The sequence below is a fragment of the Streptomyces lincolnensis genome (assembly GCF_001685355.1).
GTDB lineage: Bacteria > Actinomycetota > Actinomycetes > Streptomycetales > Streptomycetaceae > Streptomyces > Streptomyces lincolnensis.
This window is the reverse complement of record NZ_CP016438.1, coordinates 1,524,249-1,542,160: the sequence shown is the minus strand read 5'-3', so window position 1 is coordinate 1,542,160 and position 17,912 is coordinate 1,524,249. Positions and strand designations below refer to the sequence as shown.

17 protein-coding genes are annotated in these 17,912 nt (G+C 71.6%); 8 read left to right on the top strand and 9 right to left on the bottom strand.

Translation table 11 applies throughout. From position 1 onward, the window contains the following. Positions 1-20: 20 nt before the first annotated feature. Both SLINC_RS06850 and SLINC_RS06845 read right to left on the bottom strand, forming a co-directional pair. Complete coding sequence (locus SLINC_RS06850) at positions 21-317, bottom strand: hypothetical protein (RefSeq protein ID WP_067427952.1); 297 nt, start codon at positions 315-317, stop codon at positions 21-23. 136 nt (positions 318-453) lie between these two features. Next, a complete protein-coding gene (locus SLINC_RS06845) occupies positions 454-1,053 on the bottom strand; it encodes a class I SAM-dependent methyltransferase (RefSeq protein ID WP_067427950.1) in 600 nt (199 codons plus the stop codon). Positions 1,054-1,205: 152 nt separating this feature from the next. Between SLINC_RS06845 and SLINC_RS06840 the strand changes: the two genes are divergently transcribed. From SLINC_RS06840 to SLINC_RS06820, 5 genes are all read left to right on the top strand, one after another. Beyond that, on the top strand, positions 1,206-1,979 hold the full coding sequence (locus SLINC_RS06840) for an MHYT domain-containing protein (protein ID WP_067427947.1): 774 nt from the start codon (positions 1,206-1,208) through the stop codon (positions 1,977-1,979). A 64-nt stretch (positions 1,980-2,043) separates the two neighbouring features. Beyond that, positions 2,044-4,608, top strand: coding sequence for a sensor histidine kinase (locus tag SLINC_RS06835; protein ID WP_067427944.1), 2,565 nt, complete (start codon positions 2,044-2,046; stop codon positions 4,606-4,608). Beyond that, the gene (locus SLINC_RS06830) at positions 4,605-5,042 is read left to right on the top strand and encodes a roadblock/LC7 domain-containing protein (protein ID WP_067427942.1); all 438 of its coding nucleotides are present in this window, start codon (positions 4,605-4,607) and stop codon (positions 5,040-5,042) included. Before SLINC_RS06835 ends, SLINC_RS06830 begins: the two co-directional genes overlap by 4 nt. Before the next feature lie 22 nt (positions 5,043-5,064). Next, positions 5,065-5,478 (top strand): DUF742 domain-containing protein, encoded by a 414-nt coding sequence (locus SLINC_RS06825; RefSeq protein ID WP_067427940.1) that lies wholly within the window; start codon positions 5,065-5,067, stop codon positions 5,476-5,478. A gap of 120 nt (positions 5,479-5,598) precedes the next feature. Beyond that, positions 5,599-6,204, top strand: coding sequence for a GTP-binding protein (locus SLINC_RS06820; protein WP_067427938.1), 606 nt, complete (start codon positions 5,599-5,601; stop codon positions 6,202-6,204). 48 nt (positions 6,205-6,252) lie between these two features. On the opposite strand, the gene SLINC_RS06815 is transcribed toward SLINC_RS06820, so the two are convergent. Continuing rightward, a complete protein-coding gene (locus SLINC_RS06815) occupies positions 6,253-6,681 on the bottom strand; it encodes a PPOX class F420-dependent oxidoreductase (RefSeq protein WP_067427936.1) in 429 nt (142 codons plus the stop codon). A 98-nt stretch (positions 6,682-6,779) separates the two neighbouring features. Here SLINC_RS06815 and SLINC_RS06810 point away from each other — a divergent pair, with 98 nt between their 5' ends. Together SLINC_RS06810 and SLINC_RS06805 are read left to right on the top strand one after the other, a co-directional pair. Then, a complete protein-coding gene (locus SLINC_RS06810) occupies positions 6,780-7,193 on the top strand; it encodes a roadblock/LC7 domain-containing protein (protein WP_067427934.1) in 414 nt (137 codons plus the stop codon). 125 nt (positions 7,194-7,318) lie between these two features. Beyond that, positions 7,319-8,224 (top strand): DUF6397 family protein, encoded by a 906-nt coding sequence (locus tag SLINC_RS06805; RefSeq protein ID WP_067427930.1) that lies wholly within the window; start codon positions 7,319-7,321, stop codon positions 8,222-8,224. Between the two features lie 19 nt (positions 8,225-8,243). Here the strand turns inward: SLINC_RS06805 and SLINC_RS06800 are convergent, their stop codons facing one another. After that, positions 8,244-9,110, bottom strand: a complete 867-nt coding sequence (locus SLINC_RS06800) for an acyl-CoA thioesterase (protein WP_067427929.1) — start codon at positions 9,108-9,110, stop codon at positions 8,244-8,246. Between the two features lie 19 nt (positions 9,111-9,129). Next, positions 9,130-11,643, bottom strand: coding sequence for a DEAD/DEAH box helicase (locus SLINC_RS06795; protein ID WP_067427928.1), 2,514 nt, complete (start codon positions 11,641-11,643; stop codon positions 9,130-9,132). Positions 11,644-11,788: 145 nt separating this feature from the next. Here SLINC_RS06795 and SLINC_RS06790 point away from each other — a divergent pair, with 145 nt between their 5' ends. Beyond that, the gene (locus tag SLINC_RS06790) at positions 11,789-12,583 is read left to right on the top strand and encodes a metal-dependent hydrolase (RefSeq protein ID WP_067427927.1); all 795 of its coding nucleotides are present in this window, start codon (positions 11,789-11,791) and stop codon (positions 12,581-12,583) included. 65 nt (positions 12,584-12,648) lie between these two features. Here the strand turns inward: SLINC_RS06790 and SLINC_RS06785 are convergent, their stop codons facing one another. From SLINC_RS06785 to SLINC_RS06770, 4 genes are all read right to left on the bottom strand, one after another. After that, positions 12,649-12,918: a type B 50S ribosomal protein L31 gene (locus SLINC_RS06785; RefSeq protein ID WP_067427923.1), complete on the bottom strand. Its 270-nt coding sequence runs from the start codon at positions 12,916-12,918 to the stop codon at positions 12,649-12,651. Positions 12,919-12,966: 48 nt separating this feature from the next. Further along, entirely contained in the window at positions 12,967-13,437 is a 471-nt protein-coding gene (locus tag SLINC_RS06780) for a DUF5709 domain-containing protein (protein WP_067427922.1), read from the bottom strand. Between the two features lie 718 nt (positions 13,438-14,155). After that, complete coding sequence (locus SLINC_RS06775) at positions 14,156-15,937, bottom strand: ABC transporter ATP-binding protein (protein WP_067427921.1); 1,782 nt, start codon at positions 15,935-15,937, stop codon at positions 14,156-14,158. Then, complete coding sequence (locus SLINC_RS06770; protein ID WP_067427920.1) at positions 15,934-17,778, bottom strand: ABC transporter transmembrane domain-containing protein; 1,845 nt, start codon at positions 17,776-17,778, stop codon at positions 15,934-15,936. Before SLINC_RS06770 ends, SLINC_RS06775 begins: the two co-directional genes overlap by 4 nt. Between the last annotated feature and the right edge of the window lie 134 nt (positions 17,779-17,912).

Below are 17,912 nucleotides of genomic sequence, written 5' to 3'. Positions count from 1 at the left end.
GGCCATCTCGCCGCCGTCGGTCAGGCCGCCGGAAGCCCGAGCAGGGCACGCGCCACCGTCCGAGGTGACTCGTCGCGCTCCCGTGCGAGTGCGATCACGGCCCGGCACGCCAGCTCGTTCACCCCGAACGACAGCGCCTCCGGCGAGACCCAGCCGGCCGCCTCGTCGATCCGCTCCTGGTCGTCCTCCGCGCAGGCCGAGACATACGCCGCGGCGGCCTCGAAGAGATTGTGCGGGCGGGCCTCCCGGCCGGTCTTCGTCTCGGAGCGCAAGGAGTTGAGGAATCTGGTACCGGACTTGCGGACCCTGCCGAACATGCTGACCACCTTCCCCCTGTGTGGTTGCCATGGCTGACCGTTCATCTCCTGCTGTTCAACGTAGGGTTGGAGTCTTGGCGGCAGAAGGGGGAAGGTGCCGCGAGGCGACTTGGAGCGAGTGAGGCAAGGGCGGACGTCAGCCTTCGCGGACCGCCAGTGCCAGAAAACGGTCGTCCTCGTCGACGTAGGACGTCATGCGCCACCCGGAACCGGCCAGCAGCGGACGGAGATGGGGCTCGGCGCGCAGGTCGTCCGGTGTGATCCGCCGGCCCTGGCGGGCGGCGAGAGCGGCCCTGCCGATCGGGTGGAACAGGGCCAGGACGCCGCCGGGACGCACCACTCGGGCCAACTCCCGCACGTTCTCGCCCGGGTGGGGCAGGTGGGAGATCAGCCCGGCGCCGAACACCGCGTCCAGCGACGCGGAGCGCAGCGGAAGGGCCGCGACGTCGGCCAGCACCAGCCGCCCGTCGCGGTCGCGTCCGGCCCGTACGGCGGCCTGGAGCATCGCCGGGGTCAGATCGGCCCCGACGACCACTCCGGACGCCCCCACGGCCGCCCGCAGCGGCGTCAGGGCACGCCCGGTGCCGCAGCCGGCGTCGAGCACGCGGTCACCCTCGCGCAGCCCGAGTTCGGCGACCGCGGCGGCGTAGGCCGGGCCGTCGTCGGGGAAGCGGCTGTCCCAGTCGGCGGCGCGGGCCGCGAAGAACTCCTGCACGCGTGTGTGGTCGTCGCTCATGCTTCGCATGATCCCGCACCGGCGAGGATGACGCCTCGGTGCACATGTTCGAGCGTGACGCGATCGTTCCGGTACCTCTCTGCGTCATATTCCAACACCTTTCGAAATGCGCCCCCTTTGCGCGCCCTTGCCCGGACTAGCGTCCCGGAGCCATGGGACACCTGGACCACGCCGCCTTGGGGTGGCTGACCCCCGCACTCTCGTACGTGATGGCCTGCATAGGGGCCGCACTCGGGCTGCGCTGCACCGTGCGCGCGCTCGGCGCCACCGGACGCTCGCGCCGCAACTGGCTCATCACGGCGGCCTCCGCGATCGGCACCGGCATCTGGACCATGCACTTCGTGGCCATGCTGGGCTTCAGCGTCACCGGCACCGACATCCGCTACGACGTGCCGCTCACGGTCGTGAGCCTTCTCGTCGCCATGGTCGTCGTCTGTGCCGGTGTCTTCGCCGTCGGCTACGGCCACGACCGCTCGCGCGCCCTCTTCCTCGGCGGACTCACCACCGGGATCGGGGTGGCCAGCATGCACTACCTCGGCATGGCGGCCGTCCGCCTGCACGGCGACGTCGACTACGACCCCGCCCTCGTCGGACTCTCCGTCGTGATCGCCGTCGTCGCGGCCACAGCGGCCCTGTGGGCGGCCCTCAACATCAAGTCACCCGTCGCCGTCACCATCGCCTCCCTGATCATGGGGGCGGCGGTGAGCAGCATGCACTACACCGGGATGTTCGCGGTGAGCGTGCGGGTGGCGCCCAGTGACGCATCCCTTCCCGGGGCCACGGCGATGCAGTTCATCTTTCCCCTCGCCGTCGGCCTCGGCTCCTACCTCTTCCTGACCTCCGCCTTCGTCGCGCTGTCGCCCACGACGGGGGAGCGCCAGGCGTCCGCCTCCGCCCAACGTCCGGTCGAGAGCGCGGCCCCCTGACACGGCCCGGACCCACCACTGCCCGGACGGCACGCCCCCCGACCCACTCCCGAGCGAGGAGGCCATGCGTACACCGCGTAGGACCCCCACAGCAGGCGCCGAGACGCCACATCAGCCCCCCGCGCGCGGTCGCCGCGCCCACGCCGGGCCACCGGCCGCCGACGAACACCCGGACGAGCCGGTGGACACGACACCGGACGACACACCCACGCAGGCGGGACAGTGGCACCTGCGGCCGCGCACCGTTCGAGCCAAGATCGTCTGCCTGTTGATGGTGCCGGTCGTCTCCCTGCTCGCCCTGTGGGCGTACGCCACCGTCACCACCGCCCAGGACGTCTCCCGGCTGCGGCAGCTCCAGCGCGTGGACTCCACGATCCGCACCCCCGTCGCCGGGGCCGTGGCCGCGCTCCAGAACGAACGGACGGCCGCCGTCCGCTACGCGACCGACCCGTCCTCCACCACCAGCGGCGACCTGAAGACACTCGCCCAGCGCACGGACCGCGCCGTGGCCGCCCTGCGGCTCGGTGACGACAGCACCATCGCCGACAGCGAGGAACTGCCCGCCGGAGTGGCCCAGCGACTCAGGACGTTCGTCACCGGCGCCGAGCAACTGCGCCCGCTGCGGACCGCCGTACTCGATCACAGGGCGGGCTGGGACGAGACGTACGGGCGGTACACGGTGACCATCGCGAGCGCCTTCGGGGTGGGCGGTGCCCTCACCGGCATCCAGGACGCCGAACTCGGCTCCGACGCGCGCGTACTGCTCGAATTCTCCCGCGCGAGCGAGGCGTTGGCCCAGGAGGACGTCGTCCTCGGCAGCGCGCGCCTCGCCGGTTCCCTGTCCGGTGAGCGACTGCGGCTGTTCACCGGCGCCGTCGACACCCGCCGCGCCCTGACCCAGTCCGCGGTGGCCGACCTGCGCGGCTCCGAACGCGCCGCCTGGAACAGGCTCGCCGACGGCAGCGCCTACGCGGCGGTGCGCACCGCGGAGGACAAGATCCTCGCCGTCGGATCGGGCGGCCGCGCGGTCCACGCCGTAGGGGAAGCCGCCTGGGCGGGCTCCCACGCGCGCGTGCAGGACGGCATGCGGACGATCGCGGAGGACGCGGGACGCGGTGTCGCCGACCGGGCCGATCCCTTCACCCGGGGTCTGCTCACCGCGGCCGGTGCCGCCGTGCTCCTCGGCCTCGTCGCCGTGGCCGCCTCCCTGGTGATCTCCGTACGCATCGGACGCGGGCTGGTCGTCGAACTCGTCAGCCTGCGCAACAGCGCGCTGGAGATCGCCCGTCGCAAACTCCCCGAGGCCATGCGGAGACTGCGCGCGGGCGAGGAGATCGACGTCCGCGCGGAGGCCCCTGCGGGGCCGGCGGCGGAGGACGAGGCCGGGCAGGTCGCCGAGGCACTCGGCACCGTCCACAGGGCGGCTCTGCGCGCCGCCGTCGAGCGCGCCGAGCTCGCCAGCGGCATCTCCGGTGTCTTCGTCAACCTCGCCCGCCGCAGCCAGGTCCTCGTCCACCGGCAGCTGAGCCTCCTCGACAGCATGGAACGTCGCTCCGACGACCCGAACGAGCTCAGCGACCTCTTCCGGCTCGACCACCTCACCACCCGGATGCGCCGCCACGCCGAGAGCCTGATCATCCTCTCCGGGGCCGCGCCCGGCCGCGCCTGGCGCATGCCGGTCTCCCTGACGAACGTGGTCCGCGCTGCCGTCTCCGAAGTCGAGGACTACGCGCGCGTGGAGGTACGACAGCTCCCCGACGCGTCCGTCATCGGCGCGGCCGTCGCCGACCTCACCCACCTCCTGGCGGAGATCATCGAGAACGCCGCCCAGTTCTCGCCGCCGCACACGCGTGTGCGCGTCACCGGCGAGCCGGTGGGCAACGGCTACGCCGTCGAGGTCGAGGACCGCGGCCTCGGCATGGGCAAGGAGACCCTCGCCGAGGCCAACCGGCGCATCGAACAGTCCGAGGCGCTCGACCTGTTCGACAGCGACCGGCTCGGCCTCTTCGTGGTCAGCAGGCTCGCCGCCCGGCACGACATCAAGGTGCACCTGCGCACCTCGCCCTACGGCGGCACCACCGCGGTCGTCCTGCTGCCCACGGCCCTGCTGCACGCCGCCGCGGCGGAACGTTCCCTCCGCAAACCGGCGGACGCCCGACGGCCTTCGGAACGCGAGTACGCGCGCGTGTCCGCCGCCCGGCACCAGGAGTCCGTCCCCTCGGCGGCGGAACGCCCCGCCCTGGTGGGCCCCGCGTCCGGCGCGGTGGCCGACAGCAGGGACGAGCACCCGCCCCCCGCGGTCGCCACCCTGCGCCTGCACCGTTCCCCGGACGACTCCCCGGCCCCCCCGGCCCCCTCGGGCCCCGTGGACCCTCCGGAGGACTCCGAGGACCTGCCCCGCCGGGTGCGACAGGCGAGCCTCGCTCCCCAACTGCGCGAGCGGCCCTCGGAGCAACCGGCCCAGGCACCCGCCGCCGACGGCGACGACGAGCGCACCCCCGAACTCGTACGGGATCGCATGGCGGCGTACCGCGAGGGCTGGGCCCGTGGCGGCGGGCGGCAACCAGGACGCGGCGCCACACCGGAAGCCCCAGCGGGCAGAGACAGCAGCGAAGGAGACCGCGCATGATCCAGGACCCGAGCATGAGGGCCGCCGGGCGGTCCGGCGAACTCGACTGGCTGCTGGACGACTTGGTGCTGCGGGTGAGCGAGGTACGGCACACGGTGGTGCTGTCCAACGACGGCCTGGCCGTCGGCGCCTCGACCGACCTGCGCCGCGAGGACGCCGAGCACCTGGCCGCGGTCGCCTCCGGCTTCCACAGCCTGGCCAAGGGCGCCGGCCGGCACTTCGGCGCCGGAGGCGTACGGCAGACCCTGGTGGAGATGGACGACGGCTTCCTGTTCGTGGCCGCCGCAGGTGACGGCTCCTGTCTGGCCGTTCTGACCGCGGTGACCGCCGACATCGGCCTGGTCGCCTACGAGATGGCACGACTGGTCAAGCGCGTCGGCGAGCACCTGTACACCCCGACGCGCGTCGGCGCGCGGCCGCCCGCCGCCGGATGAGGCACGAAGGCGGTCCACGCTCATGACCGACGACATGACAGGCGCCCCGCGCGAGCCGGGCAGCCAGTGGTACGACGGCGAGGCCGGCCCCCTGGTGCGTCCGTACGCCATGACCGGCGGACGCACCAAACCCGGCCCCACCGGGGTGCGCTTCGACCTGATCGCTCTCGTCACGCTGGACGCGGGCGCGCCCGGCGCCGACGACGACACCGGCCTCGGGCCGGAACACCGGTGCCTGATCGACCTGTGCCGCACGGAGACGCAGTCGGTCGCGGAACTGGCCGCCGGAGCCGACCTGCCCGTGGGCGTGGTCAGGGTGCTCCTCGGCGATCTCCTGGAGATCGGCTGCGTCACCGTCAGCCGCCCCGTGCCGCCCGCGCAACTTCCCGACGAACGGATTCTGCGCGAGGTGATCGAAGGACTGCGGGCGCTGTAGATGAACGGTCAGAACCAGGAAAAAAGCGGTCCAACACCCCGAAGGGGAGCCCCAATTGCCATGATGCTGCCTTCGCACACCGACGTCGACCGTTGCCGGCCCTCCCGAGAGAAGTGAACGATGGTCTCCGAGCACTCCGACGCCCCGGGCGACGACACGACCGCCCTCGCGCTGAAGATACTGGTCGCCGGCGGTTTCGGCGTGGGCAAGACAACCCTGGTCGGCGCCGTCAGCGAGATCCGGCCGCTGCGCACCGAGGAACTCCTCAGTGAGGCGGGCCAGTCGGTGGACGACACCGACGGTGTGGACCAGAAGGTAACCACGACGGTAGCCATGGACTTCGGCCGCATCACCATCCGCTCCGGACTCTCCCTGTACCTCTTCGGCACACCCGGCCAGGACCGCTTCTGGTTCCTGTGGGACGAGCTGTCGCAGGGAGCTCTCGGTGCCGTGGTCCTCGCCGACACCCGCCGCCTGGAGGACTGCTTCCCGGCGGTGGACTACTTCGAGCACCGCCACATCCCGTTCGTGGTGGCCGTCAACTGCTTCACCGGCGCCCGGACGTACGGCGCGCACGACGTCTGTCGTGCCCTCGATCTCGACCAGGGCACACCCGTGGTGCTCTGCGACGCACGTGACCGCGACTCGGGGAAGGAGGTACTGATCCGGCTGGTCGAGTACGCCGGGCGGATGCACACCGCCCGGCTGCTCGACTCGGTGGGCTGACCACAGGACTCGGGGGTCGGCCCACCTCCGGTGCTCGCCGGACCGTTCCTAGTCCGCGACGGCCTTCTGCGCCAGCACCTTGTCGATCTTCACGCGGACGAGGAGTTCGCCCGGGACGCCGTTGCGGGCGCCGAACTCCTCGCCCCGTTCCTCGCCCATGTACCGCGCTCCTATCCGGCCCGCCCAGTGGCGGACCTCGTCGAGATCCTCCGAGATCCGCGCACTGCCTTGCAGCACCACGTAGTCGAAGGGCGGCCGGTCGTCGTCCACGCACAGCGCGACACGCCCGTCCCGGATCAGATTGCGCCCCTTGACCGTGGCCTTGCCGGTGTTGAACACCAGGTCGTCCCCGTCCAGCAGGAACCAGATCGGAGCCACATGCGGACTCCCGTCGGCCCGGACGGTCGACAGCTTCCCGGTGCGGGTGCCGTGCGAGACGAACTCCCGCCATTCCATGTCGGTCATCTTCTGTGCCATGCCCCTATCCTCCTTGCCCGCACGCCGGTCGTGGGGAAGGCTTGCGGGGGGGTGATCCTCCGGACAGGAGGAGACGTCACACGGGGAGCAGGGGAAACATGGCGCAGAACCAGGGACTCGACTGGCTGCTGGACGACCTGACCGAACGCGTCGAACATGTGCGACACGCACTGGTCCTGTCCAACGACGGGCTGGTGACGGGATCGAGCACAGGACTGCGCCGCGAGGACGCGGAACACCTCGCGGCCGTCTCGTCCGGACTGCACAGCCTGGCCAAGGGGTCGGGACGGCACTTCGGCGCGGGCAGGGTGCGCCAGACGATGATCGAGTTCGACGACGCGGTCCTGTTCGTCACCGCCGCGGGCACCGGCAGCTGTCTGTGCGTGCTCAGCGGCGCGGAGGCCGACATAGGCCAGATCGCCTACGAGATGACCCTCCTCGTCAACCGGGTCGGCGAGCACCTCGACGTGGACGCCCGACAGCCCGAGCGAAGCCCGGTCACGGACAGCTGACCTGCGCCTTCGTCGCCCCGAGTGGAGTTATCCACAGGCTCGCCACGCGATTCGCCGAACCGGCTACGGTTCTTGTCACGGCGAACGCACACAGCGTGAGCACCAACTCCACGGGGGAGACGACCATGCCGACCGGCACCATCACCACACCGCACCTCGTTTCCTGTACACCCAGCCGCGCCGCCCGCGAACTGGGGCTGAAACGAGTCGAGTTCGACCTCGCCACGCATCTCGGACTCATCCGGACCCTGCCCGACGAGGGAGGCGGAGGCCGCCGCGTCCCACGCTCCGAGATCGAGCGTCTGCGCGCCGACAAAGACTTCCCCGACTCTCTGCGGGCCCGCGTGAAAACGGTGGGCACCACGGAGGGCGCGGCCCTCATGGACGTCCCCGTCGGCAGGTTCGCCCGCCTCGCCCGACTGGGCCTGGTGGCACCGGTGGCCTACTACCTCAACCGCTACCGCGCCGTGGTCTGGCTGTATCTGGCCGAAGAACTACGGCAGTTCGCGGCGGACGAGAAGAACACCACCCTGCTGAACGCCCGGATGCCCGAGAGCCTGCGCGGCCAACTGGAGGCGGGCGTGGACCTGCGACCGCGCAACTGGCGCGGCCGCCACCGGGGTTTCCTGCTGCGGCAGACGGACGACCCGTGGCAGCGCGCCGGTGTCCTGGCCGGCTTCCTCGACACGGCGCACATCTCGCAGCTCGTCCTGGACCCCTACGAACGCTCCCACCTGAACCGTTTCCGCCCCGCGCCACCGGCCCACGGCGCTCCGGGCTCGCCCGCCGCACAGCTCGCCGCGCGGATCATGACGGCGAACGACCCGGACGAGGTCGCCTGGCTGAGGGCCGAGCTGACCGCGACGCTGGAGGAGGCACGCAGAAACCGGCCGGCACCTCGCCCCGCGCCGAAGGAGACCCGGGCCGCGACGGCACCCGCGGCATCGGTCCCCCAGGTTCCGGTGCCGCGACCGCCCCGCCGACTGCTCGGCTGGCTGCGACGCCGCAACCACCGGGCCGGCGGGCTCTGAACCACGGCCGCCGCTGCCCCTACAGCTCCCTGAAGAGCCCTTCCTGGACGACCGACACGAGAAGCCGCCCCTCCAGGTCGTAGATCCGGCCGCGGGCCAGCCCCCGACCGCCCGTCGCGATCGGTGACTCCTGGTCGTACAGGAACCACTCGTCCGCGCGGAACGGCCGGTGGAACCACATGGCGTGGTCCAGCGAGGCGATGTCGAAACTCCGCGGGCCCCACAGGGGCTCGACCGGAATGCGGACGGCGTCCAGGAGGGTCATGTCACTGGCGTACGTCAGCGCGCAGGTGTGCACGACCGGGTCGTCGCCGAGCGGCCCGACCGCGCGCATCCACACCGCGCTGCGCGGCTCGGCGTCCTTGACCTCCTCCGAGGTCCAGCGCAGCCGGTCCACATACCGGATGTCGAAGGGCTGGCGGCGCGCCATCCGCTCCAGGTGTTCGGGCAGTGCGCCCATGTGCTCCCGGATCTCGTCCGTGACCGTGGGCAGCGACTCCGGGTCCGGGACCTCCCGGGCCGGCGGCAACTGGTGCTCGAAGCTCCCCTGTTCAGGCTTGTGGAAGGAGGCGGTGAGATTGAAGATCGTGCGGCCCTGCTGCACGGCGGTGACCCGGCGGGTCGTGAACGACCTGCCGTCCCGCACCCGTTCGACCTGGTACACGATCGGCACGCCCGGTCGGCCGGGACGCAGGAAGTACGCGTGCAGCGAGTGCACCGGCCGGTCGCCCTCGGTGGTGCGGGCGGCGGCGACCAGCGCCTGGCCGGCCACCTGGCCGCCGAAGACCCGTTGCAGCGACTCGTGGGGACTGCGGCCCCGGAAGATGTTGACCTCGATCGGCTCCAGGTCGAGCAGGTCGACCAGCTTCTCCGCCGGGTTCGTCATGGGTGGGATTCTCCTGTGCTCACAGCTGGCCGACATCGGTGACACGGACGACGGCGCGGCTCTCCGCGTCGGAGGCCGCGAGGTCGATCTCCGCGCTGATGCCCCAGTCGTGGTCGTCGTTCGGGTCGTCGAAGATCTGGCGGACGCGCCACAGCCCGTGCTGCGGCTCCTCCTCGATCATCAACAGCTTGGGGCCGCGGGCGTCCGGACCAGTGCCGAGGTCGTCGTACTCGTCCCAGTACTTGTCCATCGCCTCGCCCCAGGCATCGGCGTCCCAGCCGGACTCGGCGTCCATCTCGCCCAGCTCCTCGACCTGGTCCAGGGCGGCCAGCTCGACGCGGCGGAACAGGGCGTTGCGGACCAGGACGCGGAAGGCGCGCGCGTTGGCGGTGACCGGCTTGACCTCGTCGGCCTTCTCCTGGGCCTCCTCCGCGGTCATCACCTCCGGGTTGGCGAGCTGCTCCCACTCGTCCAGCAGGCTGGAGTCGACCTGGCGCACCATCTCGCCCAGCCACTCGATCAGGTCCTGGAGATCCTCGGACTTCAGGTCGTCCGGGATGTTGTGGTCGAGAGTCTTGTAGGCGCTGGCGAGGTAGCGCAGGACAATGCCCTCGGTGCGGGCGAGCTCGTAGAAGGAGACCAACTCCGTGAAGGACATCGCCCGTTCGTACATGTCGCGGATGACGGACTTCGGGGAGAGCGGATGGTCGCCGACCCAGGGGTGGCTCTTGCGGTAGGTGTCGTACGCGTGGAAGAGCAGCTCCTCCAGCGGCTTGGGGTAGGTGATGTCCTGGAGGCGCTCCATGCGCTCCTCGTACTCGACGCCGTCCGACTTCATCGCGGCCACGGCCTCACCCTTGGCCTTGTTCATCTGGGCGGCGAGGATCTGCCGGGGATCGTCCAGCGTGGACTCCACGACGGACACCATGTCCAGGGCGTAGGACGGCGATTCGGGGTCGAGCAGTTCGAACGCGGCCAGCGCGAAGGTGGACAGCGGCTGGTTCAGCGCGAAGTCCTGCTGGAGGTCGACCGTGAGACGGACGATGCGGCCGCTGGCGTCCGGCTCGTCGAGCTTCTCGACGATGCCGCCGTCCAGCAGCGAGCGGTAGATCGCGATGGCCCGCCGGATGTGCCTGAGCTGCTGCTTGCGCGGCTCGTGGTTGTCCTCCAGCAGGTGCCGCATCGCCTCGAAGGCGTTGCCGGGACGGGCGATCACCGACAGCAGCATGGTGTGCGTCACCCGGAAGCGGGACGTCAGCGGTTCCGGGTCGGAGGTGATGAGCTTTTCGAAGGTGTTCTCCGTCCACGCGACGAAACCCTCGGGCGCCTTCTTGCGGACGACCTTCCGGCGCTTCTTGGGGTCGTCGCCGGCCTTGGCGAGCGCCTTCTCGTTCTCGACCACGTGCTCGGGGGCCTGCGCGACCACGAAGCCCGCCGTGTCGAAGCCCGCGCGTCCGGCACGGCCCGCGATCTGGTGGAACTCACGCGCGCGAAGCGTGCGCACGCGCGTTCCGTCGTACTTGGTGAGAGCGGTGAACAGCACGGTCCGGATGGGCACGTTGACGCCCACGCCGAGCGTGTCCGTGCCGCAGATGACCTTCAGCAGACCGGCCTGGGCGAGTTTCTCCACCAGGCGCCGGTACTTGGGCAGCATGCCGGCGTGATGGACGCCGATGCCGTGCCGTACGTAACGGGAGAGGTTGCGGCCGAACTTGGTGGTGAAGCGGAAGTTGCCGATCAGCTCGGCGATCTGGTCCTTCTCCTCGCGCGTGCACATGTTGATGCTCATCAGTGCCTGCGCCCGCTCCACGGCCTGCGCCTGCGTGAAGTGCACGATGTAGACCGGCGCCTGCTTGGTCTCCAGCAGCTCCGTCAGCGTCTCGGTGAGCGGGGTGAGCTTGTACTCGTAGGAGAGCGGCACCGGGCGGGTCGCCGAGCGGACCACCGAGGTCGGCTTGCCGGTGCGCCGGGTGAGGTCCGTCTCGAACATCGAGACATCGCCGAGCGTGGCCGACATCAGGATGAACTGCGCCTGCGGCAGCTCCAGGATGGGGATCTGCCAGGCCCAGCCGCGGTCGGCCTCCGCGTAGAAGTGGAACTCGTCCATGACGACCTGGCCCACGTCCGCGTTCCTGCCGTCGCGCAGGGCGATCGACGCCAGCACCTCGGCGGTGCAGCAGATGACGGGGGCGTCGGCGTTGACGGACGCGTCACCGGTCAGCATGCCGACGTTCTCCGTGCCGAAGAGCTTGCACAGCTCGAAGAACTTCTCCGACACCAGCGCCTTGATCGGTGCCGTGTAGAAGGTGACCTCGTCACGGGCGAGCGCGGCGAAGTGGGCGCCCGCCGCGATCATGCTCTTGCCGGAGCCGGTGGGCGTCGACACGATCACGTTCGCACCCGAGACGACCTCGATCAGCGCCTCCTCCTGATGGGGGTAGAGCGTGAGCCCGCGCTCCCCGGCCCACGCCTCGAAGGCTTCGTAGAGGGCGTCGGGGTCGGCGGTCGGCGGCAGCTGATCGATGAGGGTCACCCACCCATCTTGCCTGCCCCGACGCCTGACAGGGGAATCGGATGCGGGCAGGAAGATCGCGAACGCTACGCTGTGTCGCCGACGACACGTCAGCGAACCCGGTCAACTGGACAGCGGCACACGAGGAATGGGGCGGGCAACGGCAATGATGGGACCAGCACACTCACTGTCGGGGGCCGCCGCCTGGCTCGGCGTAGGAGCGGCGGCCGCCGCGACCGGGCACACCATGCCCTGGCCGGTTCTGCTGGCCGGAGCCCTGATCTGTGCGGGCGCCGCGCTCGCCCCCGACCTCGATCACAAGGCGGCCACCATCTCGCGCGCCTTCGGTCCCATCTCCCGAGGGCTGTGCGAGATCGTCGACAAGCTCTCCTACGCCGTCTACAAGGCCACCAAGAAGCAGGGCGACCCGCGCCGCTCCGGCGGGCACCGGACGCTCACGCACACCTGGCTGTGGGCCGTCCTGATCGGTGCGGGCGCCTCGGCGGCGGCGATCACCGGCGGCCGCTGGGCGGTGCTCGCGATCCTGTTCGTCCACATGGTGCTGGCCATCGAAGGCCTGTTGTGGCGGGCCACCCGGGGTTCCAGCGCCGACGTCCTGGTCTGGCTGCTGGCCGCGACCAGCGCGTGGATCATCGCCGGCGTCCTGGACAAGCCGGGCAACGGCTCGGACTGGCTGTTCACGGCGCCCGGGCAGGAGTACCTGTGGCTGGGGCTGCCGATCCTGCTGGGGGCGCTCGTCCACGACATCGGGGACGCCCTGACGGTCTCCGGCTGCCCGATCCTGTGGCCGATCCCGGTGGGCCGCAAGCGCTGGTACCCCATCGGCCCGCCCAAGGTCATGCGGTTCCGGGCGGGCAGCTGGGTGGAGCTGAAGGTGCTGATGCCGGCGTTCATGCTGCTCGGCGGAGTGGGCTGCGCGGCGGCGCTCAACTTCATCTGACCGGCCCGCCCGGTCGGGCCCGTCCCGAACGGCGCCTTACGCACGCCCCGGACCGGGGCGGCCGCTCAGGAACCGCCGGAACCCTGGCCCGCCCCGTCGCCGTACCGCCGCTCGAACCGGGCGACACGGCCCTCGGAGTCCACCGTGCGCGCCTTGCCCGTGTAGAAGGGGTGGCTCTCGGAGGAGATCTCCACATCCACCACGGGGTAGGTCTCGCCGTCGTCCCAGTCGATGGTCTGCTCGCTGGTCGCGGTGGACCGGGTCAGGAAGGCGTAGCCGGCGACGCGGTCACGGAAGACGACCGGGCGATAGTCGGGGTGCTTGTCCTGCTGCATACGTGCTCCTCGTGCGGCGTCGGGGTCGGTGGCGTGGGGTGGGGAAGGTCAGCCGGACAGGGCGTCCTCGTCGACGATGTGCATCGCGGCCTCCTCGGCGGAGGCGGCGGCGCCGTCGATGCCCACGTCGGTGGCGACGAGCCCGCTCTCCTCGTCCTCGTGGGCTCCTTCGTCGGGGGCGACGAGACGGCCGGAGCGGACGGTGCCGACCTCGTTGTCCAGGAGCTCGCCGTCGGTGCCCTCGCAGTCGCCGATCCCGTCACCGTCGGGCGCGACCAGCTCCGGCTGCTCCTCGGCGAGCCGCTGGTCCAGGGACTCGCCCCGCCGGCGTTCGGCGGCCGTCACGCCGGTGTGCTCCACCGCCCACGGCCGTTCCGGAGGGGACCAGCCCCGGTCGAGAGGGTCGTCGACGCCGTCGTTGTCCAGGGTGTCCTCCGCGTCGAGCAGACCGGCGTCGTCCTGGATCTCGGATCCGTCGGGCTGGTAGACGTCGTCTCCCCAACCGTCGGCGCTGTTCACGGGTACCTCCAGGTGGTGGGGACGGGCCCGGTCTCGCCGCGCTCGGCGGTGGACCGCCGGGGCACGGGGCACAGACCGCACCCGGGGAACCCGACCGTCCCCGGGCACTCCCCGAGCCGGTGCCGATATCCAGCCTTCCACCCCTTTTCAGGACCGCGCAACGGCACGGAGCAAGGAGAGACCCGGCACCACGAGGACCGACCCCGGCCTCACCTCCGCGCGCCACGGCCCGGACCGAGGTCAGGCACCCGCGAGCGGCGGATGCCCGCGGCCCTCGCCCAGCGGGGCCGGACCACGATGGCGAGGGCCGACGAGCTGCCCCGGTCGACAGCCGGCGCGCGACGTTGCGGGCCGGGATCTGCTGCGGTACGACGGCTCTCGTCGGCAGCGACAGCCCTGGCGGCAGCCGCCGCCGGGCGCGATGCCCCGCCGAGAACCGGCGCCCACGACACCCAGGCCGACAGCCGCCCAGCGATGCCCCCGCAGGGAACCGCTGCCCGAGCTGCCCCGGCCAGCCAAGGCAGCGACCCCCGAGCGGCGCCCACCACACGACAACCCGGCCCAGGCTGGACGCGCTCAGCTCAGCCCAGGACATCGGCAAGGGCCGCGTCGCCGTCCGGGCGGTGCAGCCACAACACACCGCCCCTCCGCATCGCACCGCCCCCCCCCGCATCACACCTCCGCCCTCACCCGACCCCCGCGCTCACCTCACCGCACCTCACCCATGCCACGACCGCCAAAGCGCCGCATACGCGCCATCCGCCGCGACGAGTTCGTCGTGGCTGCCGAGCTCGCTGATGCGGCCGTTCTCGACGACGGCGATGACGTCGGCGTCGTGGGCGGTGTGGAGGCGGTGGGCGATGGCGATCACTGTGCGGCCGTCGAGGACGCGGGCCAGGGAGCGTTCCAGGTGGCGGGCCGCTCGGGGGTCGAGGAGGGAGGTCGCCTCGTCCAGGACGAGGGTGTGCGGGTCGGCGAGCACCAGCCGGGCCAGGGCGATCTGCTGGGCCTGGGCCGGGGTGAGGGCCAGCCCCCCGGAGCCGACCTCGGTGTCCAGACCTTCGTCCAGGGCGCGCGCCCACTCGTCCGCGTCCACCGCGCCCAGCGCGGCCCACAGCTCGGCGTCGTCCGCGTCCGTGCGGGCGAGGAGCAGGTTGTCGCGCAGGGAGCCCACGAAGACGTGGTGCTCCTGGTTGACCAGCGCGACGTGCGAGCGCACGCGTTCGGCCGGCATCCGGGAGAGATCGGCGCCGCCCAGGGTGATGCGGCCGGTCCGGGGCCCGTAGATTCCGGCGAGCAGTCTGCCGAGGGTGGACTTGCCCGCACCGGAGGGTCCGACCAGCGCCATCCGGGTGCCGGGGGCGACCTCCAGGGACACCTTGCGCAGCACGTCGACGCCTTCGAGGTAGCCGAAGTGCACCGTGTCCGCGTGCACGTGGCGACCGTCGGGGGCCAGCGTGTCGTCACCGGCGTCCGGTTCGATGTCCCGCACGCCGACCAGCCGGGCCAGCGACACCTCCGCCACCTGGAGCTCGTCGTACCAGCGCAGGATGAGGCCGACCGGGTCGACGAGCATCTGTGCGATCAGGGCGCCCGTCGTCAGCTGCCCGACGTCGATCCAGCCCTGGAGCACGAAGACGCCCCCGACCATCAGCACCGAGGTGAGGACGGTGACATGGGTGATGTTGACGACCGGGAAGAGCACCGACCGCAGCCAGAGGGTGTAGCGCTCCCAGGCCGTCCACTCCTTGATCCGGCGCTCCGAGTGGGCGATGCGGCGCGCGGCGAGACGGTGGGCCTCGACGGTGCGCCCCGCGTCCACGGTCTCCGTGAGCGCGGCCGCGACGGCGGCGTACCCGGCGGACTCCGAGCGGTAGGCCGACGGCGCCCGCTTGAAGTACCAGCGGCAGCCGACCACCAGCAGGGGCACGGCGAACAGCACCGCGGCCGCCAGCGGTGGCGCGGTGATCACGAGCCCGCCCAGCAGGAGGGCCGCCCACACGACACCGATCGCCAGCTGGGGCACGGCCTCGCGCATCGCGTTGGACAGCCGGTCGACGTCCGTGGTGATCCGGGACAGCAGGTCGCCGGTGCCGGCCCGCTCCAGGACGCCCGGCGGCAGGCCGACCGAGCGCACGAGGAAGTCCTCGCGCAGATCGGCCAGCATCCGTTCGCCGAGCATCGCCCCGCGCAGCCGCACCTCCCGGACGAACACGGCCTGAATGGTCAGCGCGAGCAGGAACAGCCCGGCCGTCAGGCCCAGATGAAGCTCACGAGCCTCCTCCGAGACGCGTTCCACGAGCCCGCCCAGCAGCCACGGACCGGCCATCGAGGCGATGACGGCCACCGTGTTGACACCGACGAGGAGCAGGAAGGCACGCCGGTGCCGGCGGAACAGTTCGGCCACGTAGGCGCGTACGGTCGCGGTGGCGCCGACGGGCAGGGTGTTCGCCGTCGTCGGGGCGGCCGGGTCGTACGCCGGTGGCGCCACGCCGATCATGCTGTCTCCTCGACTTCTTCGATCTTTTCGATGGCTTCGATTTCTTCGATCTCTTCCAGTTGGTGCAGGTCGTTCAAAGCGCCGTCCCGAGCGCCGTTCAGGGCCGCCTCCTCGGCGGTCTCACGGGTCACGACCGCCCGGTACCGCGGGTCCTTGCGCACCAGTTCGCGGTGCACGCCGACCGCCGTGACCTCGCCCTCGTGGACCAGCACGACCCGGTCGGCCCGGTCCAGGAGCAGGGGAGAGGAGGTGAAGACCACGGTCGTGCGGCCTTCGCGCAGCTCCCGGACCCCGACGGCGATCCGGGCCTCGGTGTGCGAGTCGACGGCGGAGGTCGGCTCGTCCAGGACGAGCACCTCCGGGTCCGTCATCAGCGACCGTGCCAGGGCCAGGCGCTGGCGCTGACCGCCGGACAGGGAACGGCCGCGCTCGGTGATGCGGGCGTCCATCGCGTCCTCGGCGCCGAGCGAGCCCTGGGCGAGCGCCGCCAGGACGTCCTCGCACTGCGCGGCCGCCAGCGCCTCCTCGGCGCCGACCTCGCCCGACGCGGGAACGTCGAGCAGCTCACGCAGCGTGCCGGACAGCAGTACCGGGTCCTTGTCCTGGACGAGGACGGCGGTACGGGCGGAGTCGAGCGGCAGGTCGTCGAGCGCGACACCGCCCAGCAGCACCGACGTGCTCTGCTCCGAGGGGTGCCCGCCCAGCCGCTCCGCCAGCACTCCCGCCGCGTCCGGGTCGCCGCACACCACGGCGGTGAGCCGGCCGGCGGGCGCGAGCAGACCGGTCGCGGGGTCGTACAGGTCCCCGGTCGGCACCTCGGCGGCGAGAATCCCCTCGGTGTCCGTGGCCCGCTCCAGCGCCAGCACCCGCGCGGCCCGCCGGGCCGAGGGGCGCGAGAAGGAGTAGGCCATCGCGATCTCTTCGAAGTGCCGCAACGGATACGTGAGGATCATGACCGAGCTGTACACGGCGACCAGTTCGCCGACGCCGATCCGGCCGTCGCGGGCCAGGTTGACGCCGTACCAGACGACCGCGATCAGCAGCAGCCCCGGCAGCAGGACCTGGATCGCGGAGATCAGCGACCACATGCGGGCGCTGCGCACGGCCGCGTGGCGGACCTCCTGGGAGGCGCCGCGGTAGCGGTCGAGGAAGAGTTCCTCGCCGCCGATGCCGCGCAGGACCCGCAGACCGGCGACGGTGTCCGAGGCCAGTTCGGTGGCGCGCCCGGCCTTCTCCCGCTGGAAGTCCGCGCGCCGGGTGGCGCGGGGCAGCAGCGGCAGCACGGCCAGCGCGAGGACCGGCAGGCCCACGGCGACGACCACGCCGAGCGAGGGCTCGTAGACGACCAGGCCGACGCAGACCAGCACGAGGGTGAGCACCGCCGCCGTGAAGCGGGAGAAGGCCTCCACGAACCAGCCGATCTTCTCGACGTCGCCGGTGGAGACGGCCACCACCTCGCCGGCGGCGACCCGTCGGGTCAGCGCCGAGCCGAGCAGGGCCGCTTTGCGGGCCAGCAGTTGCTGGACGCGCGCGGCCGCCGTGATCCAGTTGGTGACCGCGGAGCGGTGCAGGAAGGTCTCTCCGACCGCGTTGCCGACGCAGCACAGACCCAGCAGGCCGCCCGCGAGGGCGAGGCGGGAGCCGGAGTGCTCGACGACCGCCTGGACGGCGAGGCCGACACAGAACGGGATCATGGAGATGGACCCGAAGTGCAGCAGCCCCCAGATCAGCGATCTGAGCTGTCCGCCCAGTTGGTTTCTGAAGAGCCACCACAGGAATCGGGGACCCGAACGAGCGTCCGGCACACCCGGGTCGGGATACGGAAGGTCTTGAATCTGCATGACGTCCCAGTGGCTCGTGTCAGGGGGGTGGGAGGAGCCGCGACATGGCGGCAGCAAACCGTGAAAGGTTCGCGTCGGACCGTGCTCGGAGGCAACCGGTTTTCCACTCCGACGCACAGAACCGGCCCCCGGAC